Below are 26,213 nucleotides of genomic sequence, written 5' to 3'. Positions count from 1 at the left end.
CCGTGGGCGGCATCCTGGACAACTACCGGCTTTCGACCGAGCCACGGGCCGCTCACGACTGACTTTCCGTTCTCGCTGTCGGCGTCCTCGGGGCGGCTCTGGCCGTACTCCAGCCCGGCCCGGCGTGCTCCAGCGCGCAGCGCCGCAAGACCGGCAACCGACGAGATCCCCGCCGCGTGCTCGCGCTCGTACTGCAGCATGTCATCCCACGCGCCGCTCATGCCGCCACCCGCTTTGAATAGCGCTCATAGGCCGTCTGCCGCGTCACGCCGAGCCCGTCCGCGATATACGCCCACGAATGGCCCTGCGCGCGCAGCCCGGCCACGCCCGCCGCTATCGCGTCCTCGACCTCATCCCGCAGTGACAGGATCTCGGCCAGCTCCCAATCGTCACCCGCCGCGACACGGCGACCCGCCGCCCGGATGATCCGCCGCGCGAACGCCACATAGTCCGGAGTCTCAACCGCGCTCACAGCTCGACCGCCTCAGCGATCAGCAGCAGCTCATACTCAACGTCGAGCGAAGCTACAGACCAGAAGGTTGGGGGTTCGAGTCCCTCGTGGCGCACTGACACGTTCAGCCCGTCCAGCAATCGCTGGGCGGGCTGTTTCGTTGCCTGAGCCCACAGAACGAACTGTGTAACGCTCGGCTCACCTTCTCCCCGCTCCCAGCGCGCTATGGCCGCATGTGACACCCCGATCATCGGGGCGAGTTCGCGCGTCGTCAGCCCCGAGAGCGCGCGAGTGGCGCGCAGGATCTCCGGTACTGTGTCCGCCTCAATCTGAATCGTCGTCATGTCGCCATAGTAGCGCCACGGCTGTCACATATTCGCGACACGCCGCATTCAATCCCCGTTCGGCTCGATCCGGTCACGATGCTGTGATCTATGTCACAGAAACGCGACGCGGGTAACGCCCGGCTCACCCGAGGCCCACCATGGCTCCCGATGGGGAGCGCCCGTCGAGAACTCCATACGCGCCGTGTAGTCGGCATCCGGCCCCTCGTAAGGGAATACCGAGACCCGCTGAGCCGAACAGCGCACCACCAGTGCCCCGAGCAGTCGGGGGCGCTGGTAAGTGGTACGACCGGGCAGCGCATTCATCCCTCGACTGCACAGCGCCTGTCAGTAGCCGATCCGAGAGGACGGCCCAGGGGTAACGATGCCCGGCTCCGCCGAAGCAGCTTTCCTTCTGTCCCTTCCGTTCTGGAGGGGGCCAGAAGACCCTCAAAAAAATACCTTCCAAAGAAGTATGGAACCAGATTGCGTACGCAGCATGGCGTTGTGCAGACCCGGGTACCCAATACGATACCACTATCAATGAATGGCATACCAGCCCCAAAGGTGGACGTATCCGGGCCTCCAACCCTTGTAGCGAGTATATGTTTTTAGACAATACCGCCTGCAACCTGGCTTCTGTAAATCTGCGTAAGTTTTTTAACGAAGACAATAATGTTTTCGATGTAAAAGGCTTTGAATATACGGTGAGGCTCTGGACAACAGTTCTGGAAATATCCGTACTTATGGCGCAGTTCCCTTCCAAAGAAGTAGCCCAGCTTTCTTATGATTACAGAACATTAGGACTGGGATATGCCAACCTGGGTTCTATGCTTATGGTGAGCGGCATTCCGTACGACAGCCAGGAGGCGCGTGCCATTACCGGCGCCATTACGGCAATTATGACGGGTATTGCTTATAAAACCTCTGCCGAAATTGCGCAGCACCTGGGCACTTTTGCGCGGTATGACGAAAACAGGGAAGATATGCTGCGGGTAATGCGTAACCACCGCCTTGCAGCCTACGATGCGGATGAATATGAACAACTGAGCATTAAACCCCAGGGCATTCATGCTAAGTATTGCCCCGATTATTTATTGAAAGCGGCTTGTAATGCATGGGATGAAGCTGTGGAAATGGGAGAGAAGTACGGGTACCGCAATGCGCAAACCACGGTTATTGCCCCTACGGGAACGATAGGGTTGGTGATGGATTGCGATACTACAGGCGTGGAGCCCGATTTTGCCCTGGTTAAGTTTAAAAAGCTGAGTGGCGGCGGTTATTTCAAAATCATTAACCAGTCTGTACCACAGGCATTAAAGAACCTTAAGTATAATCAAAAAGAAATAGACGCTATTATTAAATACGCTGTAGGTTCTGCTGCGTTTGCAGGCGCTCCGTTTATTAATCCACAAACCTTGAGCGAAAAAGGATTCATAGCGGAAGAGATCAAAAAGCTGGATGGTGCCCTGGCCTCCGCGTTTGAGATCGGCTTTGTATTCAACAGGTTTACTTTAGGGGAACCCTGTTTAGAACGGCTGGGTTTTACGCCTGAACAGTATAATGACTGGAATTTTAACCTGCTTGAAGCGCTGGGCTTCACCGCCCAGCAAATTGAAGCGGCTAATGATTATATATGCGGCACCATGACTGTTGAGGGTGCGCCGTATCTTAAAAAGGAGCATTACCCGGTGTTTGACTGCGCCAATAAGTGCGGCAAAAAAGGAGAACGTTTTATTCATGCGCACGGACATATCCGTATGATGGCTGCAGCCCAGCCTTTTATTAGCGGGGCGATCTCTAAAACCATCAATCTGCCCCATGAAGCAAAGGTGGAGGAAATAGCCGACTCATACATGCTTAGCTGGCAACTGGGTTTGAAAGCCTGCGCTTTATACCGCGACGGGTCGAAGCTGAGCCAGCCGCTGAGCAATAAAAGTGATACAAAGAAAAACAAAGATGAGCATGCGGAAGCAACTGCGGGGCAGGACAGTCATTTTATTGACATGGGTAAGCTTACGGTGGATGAATTGCTGGAAGAGCTGCATAAGCGTATGCAGGAATCAACGGATACGAAGTTAAAGCGCCAGTTATCAAGAATTGTAGAAAGAAAAACGCTGCCTGCCAAACGCCGCGGCTTTACACAAAAAGCTAAAATAAACGGCCAGGCACTTTTCCTCCGCACAGGAGAATATGGCGATGGCACCCTGGGTGAGATATTCATTGACCTGGCGAAAGAAGGGTCTACGCTGCGCAGCCTGATGAACTGTTTTGCCATATCGGTTTCTGTTGGACTTCAGTACGGTGTGCCGCTGGAAGAATTTGTAGAGAAGTTTGTTTTCACCAAGTTTGAACCTGCCGGTATGGTAGATCATCCCAACATCAAGTCTACTACTTCTATTGTAGATTTTATTTTCAGGTGCCTGGCATATGAATACCTGGGAAGAACAGATTTAGTGCATGTGCTGGATAAACCTGAAATAGGCAATGCGGGCAATGATGACTGGGATGATGTGCCAACAGGGTTAGAATATGCTAAGCCGCCTGCGCTGAGTGATGTGAGAGTGGTGGGAGCTTCGCCTAATAGCGGTGCCGCAGTGCAGCCTACCAGGGCGCAAAAAGCGGTGGTAAATGCCAATGTGGTGAGTGAACATCTTAAAAGTATGCAAAGTGATGCCCCTGCCTGTAATACCTGCGGACACATTACCGTGCGCAGTGGTACCTGCTACAAATGTTTGAACTGTGGCAACAGCATGGGTTGCAGCTAAAAAAACTCAATTAGGACGGTTAGGATCATAAACCTACACAAATCCGTTCCGGTTCTCCGGGATGGATTTTTTTTGTTTGAGGGGGATTGATAATGTTTATTTCAGCCTGAGCTATTTATCGTTAGGCAATGACTATAATATATATCAGGGTATTCAAAAATCGCCGGAGGCGATAAGGGGGACATGCTAAGAGTAGGCGCTTAGGACAGCGGCGTTATTATCTGTTACAAGTGAATATGGCAGAAGCTATAGCGGCAATCGCCGAAATAATTGCAATTACGTTTAAGCTATTCGCTTTTATATAATAGTCGCTTTTTTTAATAGTTGAATAAAAATTATCCAATAACATTATAAAATTATTATTTAGTTTAAGGAAATTATCTTTCAGGTGTTCTTTATGCTCTTTATAATATCTATATCTTGTCCAAATCGTATGTCGTGTTAACCTTAAATCATATAATCGGCTCAATATTGAAAGGCAACTGCAGATTACAGAGAAAAAGCAAGTAATTAAACTAAGCAGTATAAAATTTTTAGTTAAGTCTAATTGATGGCTAAGGTTAAATTTCAGTAAATCAGAAATTTCATTCTTTTCTACAATAAACGCTAGAAAACCTATGCTTAAAAAAGAAAAGAAGTTTAATGCTATACCGAATTGACCAATAGCCAGTTCAGTCCAAAATGCATTTTTCTCTTCGTATGGGTTACTCCTATCGCTTCTACTTCGCATGGAAATTAAGTTTAGCCTGTTATGTTTACAACAATACCATCCTCGGCTACAATCTTTCTACGCCAAACACCGGTACTATAATCCCCAAAGCCTGTAGGCGAAACCACAGGTTTTAATCTTCTCTGATTCTGGCGCAAGCATGGTAACATCACTTTGCAGATAACCAAACCTACTGCCTTGTGCCCACTAAATTATTTATTAAGTCGCAGATATTGTAAATTAAATATTGGCCATGCTTTTCCTCCATTCCCCGCCACGCCGGCATTATAAACAGGAATTTAAACTTTAACGGCTCTGGTATTACGCCTTGCACCTGCCGGTGTTCGAAAATCATCGGAGGCGATAAAAGAAACGTGCTAAGTGAACCTGCCTGACAGGTTACCTGCCATAAGGAATGGCAGTCAGGGACGTTTAGTACACGATGCTTACCGGGCAAATACCGCTCAATGCGGCATAAGCCTCTATTTTATTTTCCGTTTATTTTCCGGAGCTGTTGAATGTCATCGAGGTCTTTTAAACGACCTGCAGCTTTCTTGGCCTCTATAAGGTGATTGATATGTAGCACCCTGATGAATAGTCCAGCATCATCAAAGATTGTTGAAAGTTTATAGGCGTCTTCAAAATTCAGCGCCTTTACCGCTGTCATTATATCAATACCTACCGGATTCCGGCCAAATGAAAAAACATCATTCGCACTTACATTTAAAAACCGTTCCAATGTCATATCAAATACCGGCATGTGAAACTGTTCAAAAGCTTTTGCCAGTTTCTTATAATTATCTTCTGTACAATCCACCCAAATATCCATATCGCCCGTAACTCTTGCATGTCCATGAAGCACCACAGCAAGACCACCGACCATAATATATCTTACTTCATGGTCGTTGAGTGCTTGTAAAAAATCTCTGAAATCTTCCTGGAAAATATCAGGCATCAGCTTTGATGTTTTCTCATGCCAAAAACAGTTTTATCCATTTGGGGAGGGGTGTTCAAATCAAATTTGTAGGCAATGCTGGTAAGATGCCAATAGATATGTAACCGTTCCCGGAACGTATGATTACTGTAATCCCGCATGGCACCATCCGCTTCCTCAAATGTCTGAATGCTGAAAGCTGTCTTATCCATCCGGTATTTTTTGAAAATTGCCATGTATCAAAGTTAGGAACAAATAGCGGTTAGGAATATAAACCTACACAAATCCGTTCCGGTTCTCCGGGATGGATTTTTTTAGTGGGCCTGATATTGAAAATCAATATTATAGTTAAAACAAAGGCGCCCTTTAGGCTCCGATTATTACTTTTATAGTAAGCTGTTATGCAGCCGTTTACGTTAAATGAGCAATTTTTATCGTTTTTTGCGTTTGAGCAGGCAGTAAGTGTAATCTCGTAGAATTAGCGCTCATATAATTCTTTTTATGCGTGCATGGTATTTTCTTTACAGTCTAAATTTTTTAAAATGGTAAGACTAATCGCCGCATTACTTTTTATTCTTTTTCTTTCTTCCTGTGCCCAATCTATAACGCCATACCAGGCGGCCAATGGGGGGTACAAAAAATGCCGTGATATCAGGTAATGTGCGGGGAAAACGGATCGGCTGATACGGTACGTTTTCAGGAAATAAAATGCTGTACAGAACTGTACTTAAAAATTAACGGTGCTTTACCAGGTCTGACACCAGCACTGCAACAGTTTAAATTCCTCTTATATAAATTGGGGAATTTAAACTTTTCTTTTTTTATCTTCATGGTTATGCAGGTAACCGTAACATATCAAAAATCCCTGGTACTACAGGCATTGCGCTATCATTTTATCAGCAAGCGGGAGATTAAATTCATGATCATACTGGTTAATGTTTTTACTTCAGTAGCCGCCATCTTATTCTATTATAAAAAAGTAACGCCGCTGGCCTTTTTCATCAGTTTCTTTTTATGGGTTGTGCTTATGCTTGCCTTTTGGCGATGGCTGCCATCTGCTATTTATAAACGGTCTGCCACATTTAAAGATAGCTTCCGGGTTTCCCTGGAAGAAAATCACTTCTTTATTGAAAATGAAAAAGCAAGCAAAAGCTGGGCATGGAGAGCGTTCAGCGAAATGATAGAAACGCCTCATTTTTTTCATCTTTATTTTAATCCGCGCAGCTTTTTTTTACTGCCCAAAGATGCATTTGGCGACAGTGACGGGGTGCATGAGGCAAGGGTGTTTTTAAAAAGTAAAATCGGTAAGCAGAAGCTATAGAAAAGACCTAATATTTCCTGATCAGTATTACTCCGGCAATTAGCAAAACGGCCCCTATTACTCTTCCCGCGCTTATTTCCTGTACGCTCATTCCCAGCCATCCATAATGGTCAATAACTATTGCGGCCAGCAACTGCCCGGCTATAATAAGCGCAAAGGTTAGTGCGGTACCAAGGGTAGGTATAATAAAAGTGATCACCGCCACATAAAAAGCGCCGATTACCCCGCCGGCAAATAACCATAATGGTGCAGATTGTATTCCATTCCACTGGAAACTATGTTTACGGGTAAGTAACAGGTATACCGCCAGGAAAACCGTGCCTACCAAAAAGGATATAAAGGCCGCAATTACCGCCCCGCCGGATGCTTTACCTAATTTGGCGTTGATGCCTGCCTGTATGGGCAGAATGGCGCCGGTAACGGCTGTAATCAGCATCAGGATAAATAATCTTGACTGCATAGTGTATTTAATTGAATATAAATACCAGGGAAGGTATTGGTATAGTGTATATAAATATATAACAATGACTGTTTACTTTTTGGAACAATAGAAATCCTATAGTTTTTTACGTCACGGATACGCGAAATTATGAATTGGGCTTTCGGTAAAACTATATGAATTCGGGCATTCGTAGCGTATAATTCCAGGTAACTGATCATTATTAAAAAAGCCGGATACACCCGTTGGGGGCATCCGGCTTTTAGGCGTTTAAGCAAAACAATTATTGAATATTGGGATTTTTGGCAAACCCCATTTTTGCTTCTATGCTTAAAGTAGCGTGAGGTACCGCGCGTAATCTGGCTTTATCTATGAGTTTGCCGGTAACGCGGCAAATACCGTAGGTTTTGTTTTCAATGCGCATCATAGCTTTCTCCAGGTGATCAATGTATTGAATTTGCCGGCTGGCCATTTGGCTCAGTTGCTCCCTTTCCATGCTTATGCTGCCATCTTCCATCGTCATATACCGGTTTTCACTTTCGTCTCCCCCCATATCATCTTTACGGGTAATGAGCCCCTGAAGATAGTTTAACTCTTTTTTTGCCGCTTCTAATTTGCGTAGTATCAGCTCTCTAAATTCAATTAATTCAGTATCGCTATATTTCATAGTTGGCCCGCTTTGCTGTACTGCCGGCCGGTCAAGTACGGACTGGGTAAATTCAGGTTCGTATTTTCTTGCCTGGTTAGTACTTAATTTAGGAATAACAACGGGCTTACTTACTTTCGTTTTTTCTACCTGTGCTTTCGCCGCTTTTTTTATTTGTTCAAATTTTGAAGATGATTGTTTTTCCGGAACAGCCGGTACTTCTTTAACCGCTTTTTTAGCCGGTTCATGCTTAATGGGCACGGCTGCTTTTTTGGGCGGAACTGCAGACTTTACCGGGGCTTTAGGGTGCACTGGTTTTTTAGTGTCTGTTTTTTTGGGAGCAGGCTTATGCGCTACCGCCCTGGCAGGTTTGGCCTGTTTAGCAGGCTTTGCAACCTTTTTAGGGGCGGGCTTTGCAGCTTTCACCGCTTTTTTGGGTGCCGCCTTAGCAGGCTTTGGTTTGTGAGTCACTGCTTTTTTTGCTGCTTTTTTATTGGGTGCCATGCATTTATACTTTTTTGGTCACTAAAACTTTTAAAGGTATGTCATTTATTTCTATATCAATACCATTCGTAATATCTGGTAACCATTCTAAATTGTCTGCCAAAATTTCCGAGCAAATATATGTATTAAATTCAGTGATAGATGGTTTGAGCATAGTATTTTCAGATAGTTTTACCAGAATTCTGTCAGTTAGTTCATAGCCATTATCTTTCCGGATTTTCTGGATCCTGTTAACTATTTCCCTTGCATTGCCTTCATTTTCTAATTGGGGGGTAAGTGTTACGTCAAGCGCTACGGTGAGTATTCCTTTATTTGCTACTATCCAGCCCGGCACATCTTCGCTTTGAATGTCTACTTCCGGCAATGTAAGCTGAATTTGCTCTCCGTTTATATTAAGGGTGTAAACGCCTGCTGTTTCTATTGTAGCAATATCTTCCTGGGTAAATACAGCAAGAGCGGCGCTTACCGGTTTCATTTTAGCTCCCAGCTTTTTGCCTAAAGCTATATAGTTGGGCTTTATTTTTTTGCTGATAAATCCACTCTCTCCTGTAATATATTCAATTTCCTTAATATTCACTTCATTTTTAATCAATTCTTCTACTTTGCTTATTTGCTGCATCATGTGCTTGTTTTGCGCGGGAATAAGCACTTTTTGAAGGGGTTGACGAACTTTTATATTTACTTTTTTGCGAAGTGAAAGTATTAAAGATGAAATATCCTGTGCCATTTGCATTCTTTCTTCCAGGGCTTCATCTATTACTTCGGTAGCTGCTTCGGGGTACAGGGTATGATGTATGGACAGGGCATTATTCCGTGCGGATACCACATTCAGGTTATGGAACAGGGCGTCACAAAAGAAAGGAGAAACAGGGGCCATAAGTTGCAATACCGTTTCTATACATTCGTACAGGGTTTGATAAGCGCATATCTTGTCATGCTCGTATTCGCCTTTCCAGAACCTGCGGCGGCATAATCTTACATACCAGTTGCTTAAGTGTTCGTCTACAAAATCTTCAATGGCCCTGCCAGCATGGGTTGGTTCATAATCATCCATATATTCGTTTACCCGCTTCTTCAGGCTGTTTAAAGAAGAAAGGATCCACCTGTCTATTTCCGGGCGCTGACCCAAAGGAATATAGGCTTCCTTGAAAGCAAAGCCATCTACATTGGCATACAGGGCAAAGAACTGGTACGTGTTATATAAGGTACCGAAGAATTTGCGCTGCACTTCCTTTATCCCCTGCAGGTCAAATTTTAAGCTATCCCAGGGAGAAGCATTAGTAATAAGATACCACCTGGTGGCATCTGCCCCAAATTGCTCAATAGTAGCAAAGGGGTCTACCACGTTACCCAGCCGCTTACTCATTTTGTTACCATGCTTATCCAGCACCAGCCCGTTTGATACGCAGGTGCGGAAAGCCAGCCCGGGGTACCGCTGATCATTAACCGCTATGCCTGCTTTTTGGAGTTCCTCCTGCACCGATTCTTTCAGCAGGCTTCCCAAAGCATGCAGTGTATAAAACCAGCCGCGTGTCTGGTCTACGCCTTCAGCTATAAAGTCGGCCGGGTAGTTTTGAGCAAAGCGTTCTATGTTTTCAAAAGGGAAATGCCACTGGGCATAAGGCATGGCGCCGCTATCAAACCATACATCCACCAGGTCGGGAATACGTTTCATAGGTTTTCCGGTTGCACTGGCCAGGATCACTTCATCTACATAAGGTTTGTGCAAATCCAGTATACCATTATGTAAATAGTTTTCATTTACGCTGCCACCCAGCACCTCATTCGCCTTTTTAATTTCCGTATTCAATTCATGTATGGAGCCAATACATTTTTCTTCGGTTCCGTCTTCGGTTCTCCAAACCGGCAATGGAGTTCCCCAGAACCGGCTCCTGCTCAGGTTCCAGTCAACCATATTTTCTAACCAGTTGCCAAAGCGGCCTTCACCGGTTGATTTGGGTTTCCAGTTAATGGTTTTGTTAAGCTCCACCATCCTGTCTTTCAATGCCGTGGTTTTAATGAACCAGGCATCTAAGGGATAATACAGAACCGGCTTATCTGTGCGCCAGCAATGCGGGTAATTGTGCTCATATTTTTCAATTTTAAATGCGCGGTTTTCCTTTTTCAGCTTCACGCAGATATCTACGTTTACATCCGTATAGTCTTTTTCATCTTTATAATTTTTTACATACCGGTTGCTGAACTCACCCACACCGTTTACAAATTTCCCTTCCCTGTCTACCAATGTTAAGATGCCAAGTCCATTTTTTTGTCCAACTTTATAATCGTCTGCGCCAAATGCAGGGGCGGTGTGCACAATGCCTGTGCCATCTTCAGTGGTAACAAAATCTCCAATTACTACTTTAAAGGGGCGGGCGCCGGGTGTAATGGTTTCGATAGCTTCGGGTGAGTTGGCTTCAAATGGCAAAAGCTGTTCGTACTTTATGTTTTCAAGGTCTTTGCCTTTAAAAGCTTTTACTATTTTCCAGGGTAATGTTTTGGTTTCGGCGGTATAGTTTTCAAAATTGCCATTCTCCTCCTCCGCTTTAAAATAGGCGTTCAGCAGGGTTTGGGCTAACACCACATTTACCGGCCGATGGGTATAGGGATTAAACGTTTGTACCAGCACATAATCAATATGAGTTCCAACGGTAAGCCCGAGGTTAGAAGGGAGAGTCCATGGAGTAGTGGTCCAGGCAAGAAAAAAAACCTCGTTGCTTTGGGCAGCATCAAACAAAAAATTGCTTTTTTCATCTTTCACGGCTTTAAACATCACCACGGCCGATGTATCCTTCACCATTTTATACGTGCCGGGCTGATTTAATTCGTGCGAACTTAAACCGGTGCCGGCAGCAGGAGAATACGGCTGAATGCTTACGCTTTGATAAAGCAATTCTTTTTTATATAATTCTTTCAGCGCCCACCACAGGGTTTCGATATAGTTATTTTCAAAAGTAATATAAGGGTCAGACAGGTCTACCCAATAGCCCATTTTACGGGTTAGCTCATCCCATTTGTCTTTATATTTTAGTACTTCCCTGCGGCAGGTAGCATTATATGCTTCAACCGAAATTTTCTTCCCAATATCCTCTTTTGTAATGTCCAGCATTTTTTCAACGCCCAGTTCTACAGGAAGTCCGTGGGTATCCCACCCCGCTTTCCGTTTTACCTGGTATCCCTTCATTGTTTTATACCGGCAAACCAGGTCTTTAAGCGTACGGCCAATAACATGGTGGATGCCCGGCATGCCATTAGCGCTGGGCGGGCCTTCATAAAATACAAAAGGAGGCGCTCCATCACGCAGGCTAATGCTTTGTTCAAAAGACCGGTTTTTGGTCCAATTTGCTAATATTTCCTGCTCCATAGCCGGCAGGTTCAATCCTGTAAATTCCTTATACCGTATTGCCATATATAGCCAAAAAATGTTGGCGAAGTTACAGAAATATAAGGTATTTACCGGCGTGCTGTTCATCCTTCTGCCTTCCTGCCTGCGATCGGGCAACGTAACGAATGCAACAATGCATTCGCCGGGCGATTAACTAACCCGATCGTTTTACTTCTTTAAAAACGATGAACCCTGGCGCTGCAATGAAACGGAAATATTTTTATCGGGTATGCATAAACGATAGTTGTATGTTCAATTGATGATATATTTAATGCTATCCCGGTTGTGCAGGGAAAAATTTCCACACATCCGACCCGTTGTGTGTTCAATTACACGGAATTAAAAAAACGCGAAAAAGAAATGAAATGCCGTTATATCATAAACCGGCTCACGCTTATACCACAAACAGGTTATTAAAAAGAAGAAAGATATTCACTTATCCACATTTCAGAACTTTGGCACAGTTTCTGAAAAATAGAGACTTATATAAGCATGAAACAGTTTTTAAACTTTGTTTGTTTTAGATACGCACAAAAACATATAGCCATCAATACATAAAAGTACTAAGTTTTTCCAGGGTTTAGGGATTAGGGATCGAGGGGAGCAGTCGTGCTCCCTTCTTCTTTTTTATAACCTTCTCAAAAATGAAAATGAAGGAATCACTTTTTATAGGTTTTGCATTTCTTTAACACGCTGCCATTTCTTCCACCCAAAAACCAATTCCTTCCTGTGGCTTAATCATAGCTTCAATATGGATGTTATTCCCGTTTCCAGTTTATTTTAGTGTTAATGTCAGCGCGCCTTCCTTTTGTGGATGGCACGGCTATATAACCAATATAAAAAAATCCGAGCAGCTTATCCGGTTCTCCCAGTCCAAAAAAAGCTTTGGCGTTTTCATAATATGTTATCCCTCCCGTGGTCCAGTATCCGCCTAAACCATAAGCTGTAACAGAAAGATAAATATTTTGTACGGCGCAGGCCACAGCTTCTATGTCTTCTATTTCGGGTATCCTGGTATTTGTGCTGCGTTTCATACCTATAGCAATAATATGTGAAGCTTTTAAAGGTTGCTGTTGTAGTTTCAGGTATTTTTTTTCGGCAAAACCGCTTCCGGCTTCCTGTCTGTATAATTCACTTTGAAATGAAGCCAGTTGCTTTAAACCGTTGCCGGTAAATACCGAAAAATGCCAGGGCTCATTTTGTCCGTGCGTAGGCGCCCATGTGGCGTTGATCAATATTGCTTCAATAATTTCGTCCGGAATAGATTTGCCCGCATCAAACTGGTCGGGGAAAACCGAACGCCGGTTACGAATAAGGTGGTTGATGTTATCGGTGCTGTATTGCATGTGTTATTATTAGAGGTGTCAGGTTTCAGGGAAGATATGTTTTAATATGAGCTTATCGTTTATTATTTGTGAGGTGTCTATCGGGTAAATAACTATTAACGATAGGCTGAATCTTCGGATTTTTAATTTATAGTTTGTAGCTTAAGGTTATATTTGTCTTCGGATTTCGAAATTTAAATCTTCGGATTTTCCCTGCATCAAGCTTTATTTCCTCTCACCGGTTTCTTTCTCCCGCAGCCCCCTGTATATTTTTATTGCGCTCATTAAAACAATTATAAAACCGGCTAACCCCAGCAGCCCCCATGCCCAGCTCATATTTTGTTTTACAGACACCAGCATTACAATAGCAACCAGGAAAATGGTAGCTACTTCATTCCACATTCTTAATTGTTGCGATGACCAGCGGAAAACGCCTTTCATTTGCTGCGCGTAAATATGTTGTAAGGAAAAATGATAGCAAAACAACCCCAGTACAAAACAAAGCTTAATGAGCAGCCAGCCCGGCAGGGAACCCAGCATATACCACATCCATGATCCGAAAATAAGGGTAAGTATAGCTGATGGCCAGGTAATACCCATCCATAATCTTTTAATCATAATACGGTACTGATCGTGAAGTATAGTTTTTGCCGGTTCCGGTTTTGCTGAGGCTTCCGTATTGTAAATAAATAACCGCACCATATAAAACATGCCACTAAACCAGGTAACAATAAAAATAATATGAAGCGCTTTTATATAGAGGTACATATTGTTTATTTTAAAAACCTGCCCACCACAGGGAGTTTTTGAAATTCGTTCTTTTCTATTTTAAGAACAAAAAGCAGGAAGGCGCCTAATATTACAGTAGCCGTAGTATAATTAAAAGTCATATCAGACCATAAGTATATAAGCAGCCTGTGCAGGTAAAATAATAAAACCACAATAACAATATAGGCACTCAGTTTTTTCCAGGCATAGGGAACGGGATATTCTTTTTGTCCCCATATATAACAGGCTACCATCATGCCGCCGTAACAAAAAAATGTTGCCCAGGCGCTGGCCATATAGCCGTAGCGCGGAATAAAAAGGTAGTTGATAGTTATGGTTACCAGGGCGCCGCCGATGGTTATCCACGCTCCTGACGACACTTTATTGGTTATCTTATACCATACCGACAGGTTGTAATAAATACCCAGGAACATGTTGGCTAATAACAGGATAGGCACGATTTTCAGTCCTTCCCAAAAAACAGGATTCTGTATAAAGTATTTCCAGGCATCTAAGTACAGCGCAACAAAAAGGAACATTGCACAAATAATAATCACAAAGAACTTCATTACCCTGGCATATATTCTTTGCGGGTTTTCGCCCGAAGCCTGTTTAAAGAAAAAGGGTTCCGCACCCAGCCGGAAGGCTTGTATGAAAACAGTTATCAGTATCGCCAGTTTATAACAGGCGCCGTATGTTCCAATTTCAACTTTTATGTCGCCGGTAGCCGGTACCCCCCACCAGCCCAACATTAGCTTATCCATTGTTTCATTTATCATCCCTCCGAACCCTACTATCAGCATGGGCAGGGAATAGATCATGATTTCCTTCCATAATTTTACATTAAAATGCCAGCGGATCAACCGGAATTCACTCCATAATAATAATACCGCAAAGGCAGACTGAAACAGGTTGGCAATAATAACATAGGTAGTTCCCATGTTTTTATTGTTCAGAACGGAAAAAAAGCTGTTGGGGTTTGCAGCGGCAAGTTTTGGTGTAACGGATAGCAGGAAATAGAGCGTGCCGATATTTAAAAATACAGAGGTTAAACGAACAAAGGCATATTTTAACGGCCTGCCATCCTGCCTTAGTTTGGCAAAAGGTATGGTAGAAAGGCTATCAAAAGCTACTATTAGTATAGCAATGGTAATGTATTCGGGATGATCGGCTACATTAGCAAAGCCGGCCAGCGGCGATATGCATAGTAACAGTAACCCTGTAAGCAAAATGGTAGAAATAATGATGGAGATGCTGGTAGTATTATATAAATCTTTTTTGTACTGCGGGTACTGGCTAAACCGGAAAAAACCGGTTTCTAACCCGTAAGTATAAATAATATTCAAGAAAGACATAAGAGCGTAAACCAGTATCATGTCGCCGTAGCTTCCCCCACTTAGCTTTAGCGTAAGGTAAGGGGTAAGTATATAAGTTAGCAGCCTGGCAATAATACTGCTTGCCCCATACCATAAAGTTTGTCCTGCTAATTGTTTAATGCCCGCCAACAATAAAATGTTTAAACAAAAAAATGAGAGCAGTAAAGGTAAGCGGAATAAGCATTTTCACCACCACCCTTTTGAATAATCAATTGCCGGGTATAGGGTTCAGGTTATTCATTTTGCAGCCAGGATGGGTTATAGGGATGTTTTGTAGCTTTGGCTGTTAGGTTTCGTGGCGTTGAAATTTTTTATAGATGCAACCTTTTTTCTGTTATATATAGTCTCTACTTGCAAACAAGTATTTATATGAAAAAATATTTTATAGCTCTTTTGGTATGTATTGCGTGCAGCCTGAGTGTGCATGCACAGGTTAGTGAGGCGGTTGTGGAGTTTAATAAAGCTAAAAGAACGGTAAAATCAATGGAGGTAGCTGATGCGCCGGAAGTGGTGGAGCAGGCCATAAAAAATAAAATGCTTAAATCGGGATATAAGGCTAAAACAAGTAAGGGCTGGATGGAATTTAAGGATGTTGACGACCGGAACATCACCGGTGAACGCAGCGACCTTTATATAAAAGTAGAAAGAAAGAGCAGGAAAGATAAAGAAACCAGCCTGGTATATTTTTTCGCCAGTAAGCCCGACGACCAGGCAACACCCGTACCCTTTGAAAGCAATATGCTGTCGGGAGATGGTTTTTACAGCAATATTGTTTCTTACACGGTAGCCGAACGATTGGAACGCGATATACAGGCGCAGGAAGATATAATAAAGAAGGCGCAAAAGAAATACGATGACCTGGTAAAAGACCAGGCTTCGCTGGAAAAGAAGATCAAGGGTTTGCAGGACGACCTGGAGGACAATAAGAAAAAACAGGAAAGCCAGGTACGGGACGTAGAAAGCCAGCGCAAAATTTTAGACCAGTTATTATCAAAGCGGAATAGTCAGTAGCACCCCTGGGTGCATCTATGAAAGACAGCCTTTTGTGCCTGCCGGAAATATTCCGCAGGCATTTTCTTTGTGCGGTGATGGCGCACCCGGTTTATTCGGTTATAATGGTTAGGGGCATTAAGGAGAAACTGGTTTGCTATAATCCGTAAGGTAAGTGCGGGAAAAGAAAAATAAAGGCTGTATCTACTTTCATGTTGTTCCCGGTTCTTTACTGTAAACAATGTACCTTTGCGGCTTCTTTTTAAAATTCCTCATGAGCGATCCTGTAAAACATGAATGCGGGCTGGCATTTATAAGACTTAGGAAACCTTTTTCGTATTACCTGCAGCAGTATGGTACGGTAATGTATGGATTAAATAAGCTGTACCTGCTTATGGAAAAGCAGCATAACCGGGGACAGGATGGCGCAGGGATAGCTACAGTAAAACTTGACACAGAACCTGGCTATCCGTTCATGCATCGTATCCGCAGTATTGAAACCATGGCTATTGCCGACTTGTTCCGGCAGGTATCGGAAGAAATTGCCGAGCTGGAAAAATATCAGCCGGAATTAAAAAAGCACCCGGGGCTCATGAAAGGCAATGTGCGGTTCATGGGGGAGTTGTTGCTGGGTCATTTGCGGTATGGAACACAGGGCAGGAATAATGTTGAATTTTGTCATCCCTTTATTAAATGTCATACTATACCGGCACTCAACCTTGCCTTAGCGGGTAATTTTAATCTTGTAAATACAGAAGAGCTGTTTGCATTAGTAAATATTGAACCCGGTGTATTTCAAAAGCAAAGCGACCTGGCAGCGATGATGGAAGTTGTCCATCATTTTTTGGTTAAGGAAGATGAGCAACATCCAGAAAGGCTTGATATTGTAAATGTTTTAAGAAAGTCGGCCAGTCTTTTTGATGGAGGGTACCATGTGGGCGGATTGATAGGCAACGGCGATAGTTTTGTTTTGCGTGATGCCCACGGCATTCGCCCTTCTTATTATTATGTAACTGATGATGTTATAGTGGCGGCTTCAGAACGTGCGGCTATCCGTACTACATTTAATGTTGGAGAAAATGAAGTAAAGGAGCTCATGCCGGGTCATGCGCTAATTGTACGGGCAGATGGCACTTACAAGGTTGAACAGATCATTGAACCCAAAGAGCGTAAAGCCTGCAGTTTTGAACGTATTTATTTTTCCAGGGGAAATGATAAGAAAATTTACAGGGAAAGAACAGCCTTAGGCAGCCATTTAAGCAACCATGTGCTTAAGGCGATTGACCATGATCTTAAAAACACGGTTTTTTCATTTATTCCCAATACCGCGGAAGTAGCTTTTTATGGCTTGTTAAAAGGCATGGAGAATTATTTAAATAAGATTAAAGTACAGCGAATAATTTCCTGGGGAAAAGATTATGATGAAGAAAAGCTTGCTGAAATGATCAACCGGCGTATCCGGGTGGAAAAAATTGCGAATAAGGATGTAAAAATGCGCACTTTCATTACAGAAGATGTTAGTCGCAATGAATTAGTGCAGCATGTTTACGATATCACTTATGGATCAATAAGAAAGGGAGAAGATACGGTGGTGGTTATTGATGATTCCATTGTTCGCGGAACAACGCTCAGGGAGAGCATCATAAAAATGGTGTCGAGGCTGGAACCCAAAAAAATTATCATTGTTTCATCGGCTCCTCAAATCAGGTATCCCGACTGTTACGGCATTGATATGAGTAAAATGAATGATTTTATCGCTTTTCAGGCTGCTATGCTGCTGATTAAAGAGCAAAAATTAGACTATTTACTACAGGATTTATACAATAAATGCAGGGAACTTGAGCGAAACAACCAGTTGCACACCGAAAATATTGTACGGGGCGTTTATAAGCCCTTTACTGCGGAAGATATATCTAAAAAAATAGCGCAACTTATTACGCCTCCGGATGTTAGCACACCGGTTGATGTAATTTACCAGACCATAGAAGATCTTCATGAATCGTGCCCTACCAATACCGGCGACTGGTACTTTACCGGTAATTATCCTACGCCTGGTGGTAACAGGGTTGTGAATAAAGCGTTCATAAATTTCATGGAAGGGAAAAATATCAGGGGTTATTAACAAATTGTTGGCTTGGTTTTTGTTTAAACATTGAAATGTTTTTTGCACCCGTTTTTAGATCCTGCATTTCCTATGTTGCTTAATAGATTATAATGAAGTATCCTTTTGAAATTTCATTATTATTTTCATTATTGTTAACCGGTTAATTGTCGTTTCTCCTAAATGTTTGAGAACAGATGAGGTCTGTATTGTTCATTCGTCATGCCAAAAGCAGTTGGGATAATGCTGCTGAGAGCGATTTCGACCGCCCGCTCAACGAAAGAGGTAAAAAAGACGCTCCGGAAATGGCAAGACGGCTTTTAGAAAAAAAAGTGCCTCTCGACTCCTTTATTTCCAGCCCTGCCAAAAGAGCCAGAAAAACAACCGGATTTTTTACAGCGGCCTATGGATTGGCCCAAAGTAATATACTGCTGAAAGCGGAATTATACCTGCCTTCAATTGATGTATTTTATGATGTAATAGAAGAAACTTCCAACCAGTTTCATCATCTTGCCATATGCTCCCATAATCCCGCTATTACCGGTATCGTGAACCAGCTTACCAATGAAATAAGGGTTGATAATATGCCTACCTGTGGCATTTTTGCAATAAAAATCAATATACAGCAGTGGCAGGATTTCCGGAAAGCTGAAAAACAGTTCTGGTTTTTTGACTATCCCAAAAATTACCGGTAGCCATTCTTCATCCCTTGTATTACACATTCTCTGCTGTGTACCTTACCTCGTTGTCAGTCCCTTAACCCCCCATCCCTCCTTTTTTAAATATTTACATTTGATTATCAATGACTTAACAAAAGTCAAATTCGTAGATTAACCTTGTTTGTATGGTAAATCTACTATTATATTTGCGCCAGCTAAGTGTAAACATCTAATCATTGATAAATGATTTCACTATAAATGAATAGGTGGTTATTGGATAGCACTTACCTGGACCTTAAACCCTATAAAATGAATAGAAATTTTACGCATGTTTTTATCGCCTTTTTTTTATCGTTTCCGTTTTCATTAGCTTATACACAAACTACCTATATTGATAACGGTAGTTCCTCTACTTATACCTTAAAAACAGGGGATAGCCTGTACATCAGCCAGGGAACATTTACCGGGAAGATCAATGACGAAGCGCAGGGTGGGAAAGTAACAATAGCCGCCGCCGCAACTTTTAAGCCTTCATCGGTCAAAGGCTATCGGAGTAAATACATGGTGTATGGAACGGCTATTCTGCCTTCTTTACAAACGGAAGCTGGTTTTGGACTGGAAAACTACGGCGTAATTACTATTAATGGTAACACCCAAATGAATAGTGGCGCACAAACCTGGGTAAACGCCAAGCATGCTTCAATATATATTAAGGGCTTCTTTCAGATATCTGCTACCGGCAGCACTTTTACCAACTATGGGGAATTGGTAGTTGAAAAAGATTTCAACAGCTATGCCGCCGCCTCTGTTATAAACAGAAGTAATTTTTTGATCGGCAAAAGTATTGAATTAGGAACAGGTCAATTTCAAAATGAGGGATACCTGTATGCTGGTGATAATATTACTATCAACAGTAACGCCACCGTTACCAATACCTGCAGGATGGTTTCCGGAAAGGAAATCACGGTTAATTCAAGCACAATATATAACAGTGGACTGCTTTGGGCTTCCAGCGAAAAAAAAGCATCTGAGCTTACCAATAATAGCGGAACTATTATAAGTTTAGGCCAGGGCACTATCAAAGCCGTAAAATTTACCAATTATGGTACTATTAAGGGAAATGGCTTTATGTATTTAACGGGTAAAACTATTGGTGGTGGAACGATAGGCGTAAACGGCTATACTACCGATACGTTGAAAGTATATACCGTAAACCGCAGCAAAACTACCCAGGTATTTGATGACCAATGGGGTACTGTATATCCTAACGTTATATACGCTCCGTTTGCTGCACCCGACACGGTATCGGCATCTGTTTACCCCTGCTATCAGGAATCTTCTTTAATTATATTGCCTGTGGAGTGGAAAGATTTCTCTGTAAAACTTTCCGGTAACACGCCTGTACTAAACTGGCTGGCGCAATATGATAAAGGAACCCTGTTTGAAGTACAACGCAGCTACAATGGAAAAGATTTTACCGCTGCCGCGAGGATGGAACAGCAGGAGCATGCCAGCTATCGGTATGCTGATGATGCTGTATCTGCTAACACGCCGTTACTGGTATATTACCGCATTAAAGCAATTGAACCCGGCGGCAGGGAAAATTACAGCGAAATAAAAATGATCAGGTTTAATGCTACCGTGTTAAACCATCTTGCAGCCTCACCCAACCCGTTTACCAGCCAGGTTAATATCAGGTATTACGCTTCGCAAAAAGGCATAGCCACCATTAAGGTTTTCAATCTTGGCAGGCAACTGCAGTTTGTAAAATCCATAAATGTAAACAAGGGCAATAATGATATTGCTATTGGGGAAACGTCCGGGTGGGGAAAAGGCATTTATATTATGGCTGTACGTGCAGAAGATGGTTCTGTGATATCTGCAAAGCTCATTAAACAATAAGTTTGCCCTATTGGACGGTTAAATACAGGGCTGCTGCAAGGATGTTTTGAGCAGCCCTTTTTTTATTGCCTGGCTTTTTTAAGCAGGGAGTATAGCTAACGTATCTCTTCCAGTACTGTTTTTTTGGGCGCAACGTTCAACTGGTAAGCGGCACCCACTTTAAGCGCATAGTTTTCTTTACCATGACCTACGGGAAAGTTCATGCAAACAGGATAATGGTATGCTTTTACGATGTCGGCAATAATTTCGTAAATCGTTTTTCCAAAAGGTCTTTCCGTATCTTTCATGTTTGTAAATCCGCCGATGATTAATCCCGCCAGCTTATCTAATTTCCCGCTGCGTTTTAATTGATACAGCATACGGTCGGCACTGTACAAATATTCTCCAATTTCTTCTATAAATAATATTTTTCCTTTGGTGGCTATGTCGGAAGATGTGCCTGCAACATGTGCCAGCAAAGAAAGATTACCTCCTATTAATTGTCCTGAAGCTTTTCCTTTCCTGTTCAGCACATTAGCGTTGCAGGTATATTTTATTCTTTTGCCGCACAAAACTTTTTTTAAGGATTGTACATATTCATTTTGGTATTCCTCCCCGTTAAAAGCTGCCGCCATGGGTGCGTGAAGGGTGCATATACCGTAATTGGTATAGATGTGGGTATGCAAAATGGTGATATCGCTGAAGCCGATGATCCATTTGGGATGCTTTTTGAATTTCTTAAAATCAATTTGTTCCACTATACGGCCTACGCCATAGCCGCCGCGTCCGCATAAGATGGCGCTTATATTTTCATCATCCAGCATTTGCTGCAATTCCGTTAGCCTTTCTTCATCGGTACCCGAAAAATAAGTAGTTGATTTGCCGCCTACCGTATTGCCGGCTATAATGTTATACCCCCATTGTTGTAAGGTATCCATACAGGCTTGCACTTTTTCTGCCGCCATATAACCAGCCGGGCAGGTAATGCCAACCGTATCGCCTTTTTTCAGGTAAGGGGGTATTTTTATCATGTATGCGTTCTGTTATTTTAAATCCTGTATTTTATTTGCTGCGCGGTATCCTTTTCTCATACTTCTATTAATTCTACCCCGTTGGCGGTAACGCTGAGCCGGTGCAATACCCCGCATTTCAGCGCATAGTTATTTATTTGATGGCCCACAGGAAAATCAAAACACACCGGGTAGTTATGATTTTTCACTTTTTCCCATACAATATCATATAAAGTTCTTCCAAATTCCTCACCCGGATCATCGGGCTTTATTCTAAAGCCCCCGATAATAAGCCCTTTCAGTTGCGACAGCTTCCCTGTACGTTGCAGGTTCCAGAACATCCTGTCAATACTGTACAGGTATTCGCCTGTATCTTCCACAAATAAAATTTTTCCTGCGGTTTTAATTTCAGATTTTGACCCGGCAAGGTTTTCAATGGTTTTTAAATTACCTCCTGTTAGTGTGCCTTCGGTAATACCAGTCCTGTTTTTTTCATGAGGCGAAATGGCATACTTCATTTTTACCCCCGTTAAAGCGTCTTTTACAGATACAATCGTGTCTCGCTGCACGGGTTCGGCCTTGTTCCAGTCTTCAGGAAAACTGTTGCACATTTTTGAATGGATGGTAGCTACTTTGTAATTACTGCCGATATGGCAATGCATTACCGTAATGTCGCTGAAGCCAATGATCCATTTGGGTTTGACAATAAATTTTGAAAAATTAAGCTGGTCTATGATCCTGATTGAGCCATAACCGCCCCTGGCGCACATGATGGCTTTTATTGATGGATCATCCAGCATGCGTTGAAAATCCTGTGCTCTTTCCCTGTCTGTTCCGCCAAAACTAAAATCTCTTTTGCCAATCGTATCGCCCAGCCTTATTTTCAGTCCCCAGCTTTCTATTTGCTTAATAGCTGGTTGAAGCTCATCAATGGTTGTATATCCTGCGGGAGAAGTAATAGCCACCACATCGCCAGGCTTCAGGTGCGGGGGAATGCGTACAGACGGATCCGGATTGTGCAGGGAGGCTGCTAAGGCTTTATATGAAACGCCGGTAGTAAACAGGGAAGAAAGGAAATGTTTTCGATTCATTCTTCAAAGTAAAAGAAAATGTTGTTGATGCAGCCAGTACAAAAAAAGAATTGCCGCACCAGCAACAGGGGAAATTCAGATAAAGGCGTTGTGGTATACTGATGTTATGTTAAACGTTAAATGTGAGACGTGAAAGTTCATTTCACGTCTCACATTTGACGATAATATACAGACATCATTTGATTGACTTAACACTAGCTCTTTTCCTTTAATTCGTCCACAATTAAACCCTGCACACCACCTTTTGCTGAGGCGGTACCCTTAACCGTAATTTTTTCGCCGGCACGATCTTTTATTTTGGCATATGCCTCTTTTTTATTGTGGTTTTCCACCAGTAAATATACTTTGCCATCGCTGGTGAGCAAGCCCATGGGCGCGCCATCCTTTATACAGGCAGCAGCGCATCCCTTATGCTTTTCACCGTGAGCGCCCTTAGCCATATAGCAGGCCATGTCGAGTACTTCGCCTGAAACTGTTTTTGATTCATCCTGGGCATTTGCTCCAAAAGCGAAGAGGCAAAAGCTTACGGTTGCAAGTACTGCTGTTTTGCGGAAACTAAAACGAACACCTTTCATAAAAGATTATTTTTAATGTGAAGAATAAAATAAGCTGCATAGAAGACCGTAAATGTATGAAATTCCGGAATAAAAGCCTTATGAATTGATATATTCATGTGGCCATATTGAATTACTTTTGCATTTCTTTTTACATACTATGAAAGATTATAAAAGAATACTGGTTACGGCGGCACTGCCTTATGCCAATGGTCCGATCCATATAGGGCATTTGGCGGGTTGTTATCTGCCATCGGATATTTATGTACGTTACCAGCGGGCGCAGCAAAGGGATATTAAATTTGTAGGCGGCAGTGATGAGCATGGTGTTCCTATTACCATCAGGGCTATGAAGGAAGGGGTGAGCCCCCAGCAGGTTGTTGATAAATACCATGCTATCATTAAAGATAGCCTGGAAAAGATGGGCATTTCATTCGATATCTATTCCCGCACATCCAATCCTGTGCATCATAAAACAGCGTCCGATTTTTTTAAGAAATTATATGACAAGGGCTTGTTTGAGGAAAAAGAAACGGAGCAGTATTATGATGAAAAGGCTCATGTTTTTTTAGCCGACCGTTATATTACCGGCACCTGCCCCATATGTGGTAATCCTAATGCCTACGGTGATCAGTGCGAGAAATGCGGATCATCGCTCAGCCCCGAGCAACTCATCAACCCCCGCAGTACATTAAGCGATGCGGTTCCAGTAAAAAAATTAACGAAGCACTGGTACTTTCCACTGCAAAATTATGAAGCGTGGCTTAAGCAGTGGGTGCTGGAAGAACATAAAGAATGGAAGAATAACGTGTACGGTCAGTGCAAAAGCTGGTTAGATAATGGTTTGCAGAGCCGCGCTATGACGCGCGACAGCAACTGGGGTATTAAAGTTCCATTGCCTGATGCCGAAGGTAAAGTGCTGTATGTTTGGTTTGACGCGCCTATAGGCTATATCAGCGCTACCAAGGAATTATTAACGGATCAATGGGCGGATTACTGGTGTAAAGAGGATACCAAGCTGGTACATTTTATTGGCAAAGACAATATCGTGTTTCACTGTATCATTTTTCCGGCTATGCTTAAGGCACATGGTGATTTTGTATTACCTGATAATGTGCCCGCCAATGAATTTTTAAATATTGAAGGCGAAAAGGTTTCTACCAGCCGCAACTGGGCGGTATGGGTGAACGAATACCTGGAAGATTTTCCGGGGTGCGAAGATGTATTACGGTATGTGCTATGCGCTAACGCCCCCGAAACCAAGGACAATGATTTTACCTGGAAAGATTTCCAGGACAGGAACAACAGTGAACTGGTAGCTATTTTTGGCAACTTTGTAAACCGGTCGCTGGTGCTGATGCACAAACTATGCGGTGGCAAAGTACCTGTTTTTCATAACGCTATTATTGACGCGGATGATAAGCAGTTGATGGATGATATTCAATCTGCCAAAGCAAAGGTTACCCAATCTATTGAAGAATACCGGTTCAGGGAAGCTTTGTACGAGATCATTGACCTGAGCAGAAAGGGCAACCAGTATCTTCAGAAAAAAGAGCCCTGGAAGAAAGCGGGCGTGGAAAACGGGCAGCAGCAAATAGATAATTGTATCCACCTGAGCCTGCAGCTCACCGCAAATCTTGCCATTCTCGTTAACCCGTTTTTACCCAACACGGCGGTAAAAATGTTGCATATGCTGAAGGTGGTAGAAAGAATGTTAGACTGGAAAAACGCGGGCAGCTTTAAATTATTAAGTGTTGGCTATACCTTACGTGCGCCTGAACTGCTGTTCAGAAAAATTGAGGATAGCGAAATAGCGGCGCAGGTAGAAAAACTGAGGGCTAATGCGCTTACAAACGCTGCCGTGCAGGGTACAGAAAGAAAGCCGTTGAAAGCGCCTGCTGCGCCTCAGCAGCCTGAGCCACAACGTAAGCCCGAGATCGTTTATGATGATTTTGCGAAGTTGGACCTGAAAACGGGTAAGATTATATCTGCCGAAAAAGTAGAAAAAGCAGATAAGCTGTTAAAGCTGGAAATAGACCTCGGTTTCGAGAAGCGTACTATTGTGTCGGGCATAGCCTTACATTTTAAACCCGAAGAGATTGTTGGCAGGCAGGTTATAGTAGTGGCTAACCTGGCGCCCCGCAAAATGCGTGGTATAGAAAGCAATGGAATGATTTTAATGGCGGAAGATAAAAGCGGCAAACTGCATTTTGTAAATACCGGAGAAGCAATAGAGCCGGGGGCGGGGGTGAGTTAGGAGTGGCGGGAAAGTTACAGGTTACAAGGTAGGGGGCAAGTTTTTCAATATTGAGGTTGAATCGCTTCGTGTTTTTTAATTTGTGGCTTATCGTTTGTGGTTTATGGTTGCATTTCGTTTCGGATTTCGAATTCCCGGCTTCGAGCCTGGTCTTACGCATCATTATACACCTTGTATACAGGTTCGCGCAAAGAAAGTGCTTTATTGCTGCATATAAATTCAAGTGTGCCGGCAATTTGTTCGGGGTTTACCCATTTGCTCCAGTCGGCATCGGGCATGCTTTGGCGGTTAGGCGCGGTATCAATAGTGCTGGGTACCACTACAGACGCTGTTACATTGTTACCTTTCGCCGCTGCATTCAGCACATTCGCCAGGTTAAACAATAAGGATTTGGAAAGCATATAAGCTACAGCGCTTTTTGCGTGTTCGGGCTGAAGAACGGGTTTTGCTCCTATGAATACCAGTCTGCCGTAGCCATTTTGCAGCATGTGCTGGAACAGTATACGTGAAATATGGTATGCGGTTTCAAAATTAAGCGCGAACATTTTTTTCAGATCAGCGCCTGTAGTATCTGCTATGCTGCCCATAGCAAACCCGCCTGCTAAAAATAAGGCGCCTTCAATACTCCCATATAAACTGATAGCCTCTTTGATAAAAAGAGTCGCGGCATTTTCATCTGTGAGGTCTAACTGGTGCAGTTCAAAATTCTTATTATCTTTTG

At 43.2% G+C, this 26,213-nt stretch carries 22 protein-coding genes and 1 pseudogene; 7 read left to right on the top strand and 16 right to left on the bottom strand.

The window, feature by feature from the left end; genetic code table 11:
* The 3 genes from VL121_RS00935 to VL121_RS00925 form a co-directional block, all read right to left on the bottom strand.
* Window positions 1-221: hypothetical protein (locus VL121_RS00935; RefSeq protein ID WP_325401198.1), on the bottom strand; the 221-nt coding region annotated here is incomplete at its 3' end.
* Entirely contained in the window at window positions 218-445 is a 228-nt protein-coding gene (locus VL121_RS00930) for a hypothetical protein (RefSeq protein WP_325401196.1), read from the bottom strand. The genes VL121_RS00930 and VL121_RS00935, both read right to left, overlap by 4 nt.
* A 23-nt stretch (window positions 446-468) precedes the next feature.
* Window positions 469-795, bottom strand: a complete 327-nt coding sequence (locus tag VL121_RS00925) for a helix-turn-helix domain-containing protein (protein WP_325401194.1) — start codon at window positions 793-795, stop codon at window positions 469-471.
* Between the two features lie 452 nt (window positions 796-1,247).
* Here VL121_RS00925 and VL121_RS00920 point away from each other — a divergent pair.
* Window positions 1,248-3,542, top strand: a pseudogene (locus VL121_RS00920) (TSCPD domain-containing protein); the annotation flags it as partial.
* 217 nt (window positions 3,543-3,759) lie between these two features.
* Here the strand turns inward: VL121_RS00920 and VL121_RS00915 are convergent.
* The 3 genes from VL121_RS00915 to VL121_RS00905 all read right to left on the bottom strand — a co-directional run bounded on the left by VL121_RS00915 (window position 3,760) and on the right by VL121_RS00905 (window position 5,421).
* A complete protein-coding gene (locus VL121_RS00915) occupies window positions 3,760-4,272 on the bottom strand; it encodes a hypothetical protein (RefSeq protein ID WP_325401192.1) in 513 nt (170 codons plus the stop codon).
* Window positions 4,273-4,738: 466 nt separating this feature from the next.
* Window positions 4,739-5,206, bottom strand: a complete 468-nt coding sequence (locus VL121_RS00910) for a DUF6036 family nucleotidyltransferase (protein WP_325401190.1) — start codon at window positions 5,204-5,206, stop codon at window positions 4,739-4,741.
* A complete protein-coding gene (locus VL121_RS00905) occupies window positions 5,206-5,421 on the bottom strand; it encodes a hypothetical protein (protein WP_325401188.1) in 216 nt (71 codons plus the stop codon). The genes VL121_RS00910 and VL121_RS00905 overlap by 1 nt, the downstream gene beginning before the upstream one ends.
* Before the next feature lie 599 nt (window positions 5,422-6,020).
* On the opposite strand from VL121_RS00905, the gene VL121_RS00900 reads away from it, so the two are divergent.
* Entirely contained in the window at window positions 6,021-6,506 is a 486-nt protein-coding gene (locus tag VL121_RS00900) for a YcxB family protein (RefSeq protein WP_325401186.1), read from the top strand.
* A gap of 7 nt (window positions 6,507-6,513) precedes the next feature.
* Here the strand turns inward: VL121_RS00900 and VL121_RS00895 are convergent, their stop codons facing one another.
* The 6 genes from VL121_RS00895 to VL121_RS00870 form a co-directional block, all read right to left on the bottom strand.
* The gene (locus VL121_RS00895) at window positions 6,514-6,966 is read right to left on the bottom strand and encodes a DMT family transporter (RefSeq protein WP_325401184.1); all 453 of its coding nucleotides are present in this window, start codon (window positions 6,964-6,966) and stop codon (window positions 6,514-6,516) included.
* Between the two features lie 262 nt (window positions 6,967-7,228).
* Complete coding sequence (locus VL121_RS00890; protein WP_325401182.1) at window positions 7,229-8,095, bottom strand: TraR/DksA family transcriptional regulator; 867 nt, start codon at window positions 8,093-8,095, stop codon at window positions 7,229-7,231.
* 4 nt (window positions 8,096-8,099) lie between these two features.
* Entirely contained in the window at window positions 8,100-11,504 is a 3,405-nt protein-coding gene (ileS, locus tag VL121_RS00885) for an isoleucine--tRNA ligase (protein WP_325401180.1), read from the bottom strand.
* A gap of 734 nt (window positions 11,505-12,238) precedes the next feature.
* Window positions 12,239-12,826 carry a nitroreductase family protein gene (locus tag VL121_RS00880; RefSeq protein WP_325401178.1) on the bottom strand — a complete coding sequence of 196 codons (588 nt, stop codon included), beginning with the start codon at window positions 12,824-12,826 and terminating at the stop codon, window positions 12,239-12,241.
* 204 nt (window positions 12,827-13,030) lie between these two features.
* Window positions 13,031-13,573 (bottom strand): CopD family protein, encoded by a 543-nt coding sequence (locus VL121_RS00875; protein WP_325401176.1) that lies wholly within the window; start codon window positions 13,571-13,573, stop codon window positions 13,031-13,033.
* A gap of 5 nt (window positions 13,574-13,578) precedes the next feature.
* Window positions 13,579-15,078 (bottom strand): lipopolysaccharide biosynthesis protein, encoded by a 1,500-nt coding sequence (locus VL121_RS00870; RefSeq protein WP_325401174.1) that lies wholly within the window; start codon window positions 15,076-15,078, stop codon window positions 13,579-13,581.
* 240 nt (window positions 15,079-15,318) lie between these two features.
* Here VL121_RS00870 and VL121_RS00865 point away from each other — a divergent pair, with 240 nt between their 5' ends.
* The 4 genes from VL121_RS00865 to VL121_RS00850 all read left to right on the top strand — a co-directional run bounded on the left by VL121_RS00865 (window position 15,319) and on the right by VL121_RS00850 (window position 20,601).
* Window positions 15,319-15,960 (top strand): hypothetical protein, encoded by a 642-nt coding sequence (locus VL121_RS00865; RefSeq protein WP_325401172.1) that lies wholly within the window; start codon window positions 15,319-15,321, stop codon window positions 15,958-15,960.
* A 253-nt stretch (window positions 15,961-16,213) separates the two neighbouring features.
* The gene (locus tag VL121_RS00860; RefSeq protein WP_325401170.1) at window positions 16,214-18,061 is read left to right on the top strand and encodes an amidophosphoribosyltransferase; all 1,848 of its coding nucleotides are present in this window, start codon (window positions 16,214-16,216) and stop codon (window positions 18,059-18,061) included.
* Between the two features lie 176 nt (window positions 18,062-18,237).
* Window positions 18,238-18,735: a SixA phosphatase family protein gene (locus VL121_RS00855; protein ID WP_325401168.1), complete on the top strand. Its 498-nt coding sequence runs from the start codon at window positions 18,238-18,240 to the stop codon at window positions 18,733-18,735.
* Window positions 18,736-19,008: 273 nt separating this feature from the next.
* Window positions 19,009-20,601: a T9SS type A sorting domain-containing protein gene (locus VL121_RS00850; RefSeq protein WP_325401166.1), complete on the top strand. Its 1,593-nt coding sequence runs from the start codon at window positions 19,009-19,011 to the stop codon at window positions 20,599-20,601.
* 95 nt (window positions 20,602-20,696) lie between these two features.
* Here the strand turns inward: VL121_RS00850 and VL121_RS00845 are convergent, their stop codons facing one another.
* The 3 genes from VL121_RS00845 to VL121_RS00835 form a co-directional block, all read right to left on the bottom strand.
* Window positions 20,697-21,611, bottom strand: coding sequence for a S66 peptidase family protein (locus VL121_RS00845; protein WP_325401164.1), 915 nt, complete (start codon window positions 21,609-21,611; stop codon window positions 20,697-20,699).
* 56 nt (window positions 21,612-21,667) lie between these two features.
* A complete protein-coding gene (locus VL121_RS00840) occupies window positions 21,668-22,681 on the bottom strand; it encodes a S66 peptidase family protein (protein WP_325401162.1) in 1,014 nt (337 codons plus the stop codon).
* A gap of 194 nt (window positions 22,682-22,875) precedes the next feature.
* Complete coding sequence (locus VL121_RS00835; RefSeq protein WP_325401160.1) at window positions 22,876-23,256, bottom strand: hypothetical protein; 381 nt, start codon at window positions 23,254-23,256, stop codon at window positions 22,876-22,878.
* 139 nt (window positions 23,257-23,395) lie between these two features.
* On the opposite strand from VL121_RS00835, the gene metG reads away from it, so the two are divergent.
* On the top strand, window positions 23,396-25,492 hold the full coding sequence (metG, locus tag VL121_RS00830; protein ID WP_325401158.1) for a methionine--tRNA ligase: 2,097 nt from the start codon (window positions 23,396-23,398) through the stop codon (window positions 25,490-25,492).
* Between the two features lie 152 nt (window positions 25,493-25,644).
* Here metG and VL121_RS00825 read toward each other — a convergent pair.
* A partial coding sequence (locus VL121_RS00825; RefSeq protein WP_325401156.1) for an SDR family NAD(P)-dependent oxidoreductase occupies window positions 25,645-26,213 on the bottom strand: 569 nt, incomplete at its 5' end.

The sequence above is a fragment of the Agriterribacter sp. genome, assembly GCF_035497235.1.
In the GTDB taxonomy this organism is placed as follows: domain Bacteria; phylum Bacteroidota; class Bacteroidia; order Chitinophagales; family Chitinophagaceae; genus Agriterribacter.
This window is presented reverse-complemented; position numbering and strand designations above follow the sequence as displayed.

Bases quoted from the DNA above. Each gene is read 5' to 3' on its own strand.
- VL121_RS00875 (WP_325401176.1), bottom strand. From the start codon at position 13,573: ATGTACCTCTATATAAAAGCGCTTCATATTATTTTTATTGTTACCTGG.
- VL121_RS00880 (WP_325401178.1), bottom strand. From the start codon at position 12,826: ATGCAATACAGCACCGATAACATCAACCACCTTATTCGTAACCGGCGT.
- VL121_RS00905 (WP_325401188.1), bottom strand. From the start codon at position 5,421: ATGGCAATTTTCAAAAAATACCGGATGGATAAGACAGCTTTCAGCATT.
- VL121_RS00865 (WP_325401172.1), top strand. From the start codon at position 15,319: ATGAAAAAATATTTTATAGCTCTTTTGGTATGTATTGCGTGCAGCCTG.
- VL121_RS00890 (WP_325401182.1), bottom strand. From the start codon at position 8,095: ATGGCACCCAATAAAAAAGCAGCAAAAAAAGCAGTGACTCACAAACCA.
- VL121_RS00850 (WP_325401166.1), top strand. From the start codon at position 19,009: ATGAATAGAAATTTTACGCATGTTTTTATCGCCTTTTTTTTATCGTTT.
- VL121_RS00900 (WP_325401186.1), top strand. From the start codon at position 6,021: ATGCAGGTAACCGTAACATATCAAAAATCCCTGGTACTACAGGCATTG.
- VL121_RS00910 (WP_325401190.1), bottom strand. From the start codon at position 5,206: ATGCCTGATATTTTCCAGGAAGATTTCAGAGATTTTTTACAAGCACTC.
- metG (WP_325401158.1), top strand. From the start codon at position 23,396: ATGAAAGATTATAAAAGAATACTGGTTACGGCGGCACTGCCTTATGCC.
- VL121_RS00915 (WP_325401192.1), bottom strand. From the start codon at position 4,272: ATGCGAAGTAGAAGCGATAGGAGTAACCCATACGAAGAGAAAAATGCA.
- VL121_RS00840 (WP_325401162.1), bottom strand. From the start codon at position 22,681: ATGAATCGAAAACATTTCCTTTCTTCCCTGTTTACTACCGGCGTTTCA.
- VL121_RS00845 (WP_325401164.1), bottom strand. From the start codon at position 21,611: ATGATAAAAATACCCCCTTACCTGAAAAAAGGCGATACGGTTGGCATT.
- VL121_RS00860 (WP_325401170.1), top strand. From the start codon at position 16,214: ATGAGCGATCCTGTAAAACATGAATGCGGGCTGGCATTTATAAGACTT.
- VL121_RS00835 (WP_325401160.1), bottom strand. From the start codon at position 23,256: ATGAAAGGTGTTCGTTTTAGTTTCCGCAAAACAGCAGTACTTGCAACC.
- ileS (WP_325401180.1), bottom strand. From the start codon at position 11,504: ATGGCAATACGGTATAAGGAATTTACAGGATTGAACCTGCCGGCTATG.
- VL121_RS00855 (WP_325401168.1), top strand. From the start codon at position 18,238: ATGAGGTCTGTATTGTTCATTCGTCATGCCAAAAGCAGTTGGGATAAT.
- VL121_RS00895 (WP_325401184.1), bottom strand. From the start codon at position 6,966: ATGCAGTCAAGATTATTTATCCTGATGCTGATTACAGCCGTTACCGGC.
- VL121_RS00925 (WP_325401194.1), bottom strand. From the start codon at position 795: ATGACGACGATTCAGATTGAGGCGGACACAGTACCGGAGATCCTGCGC.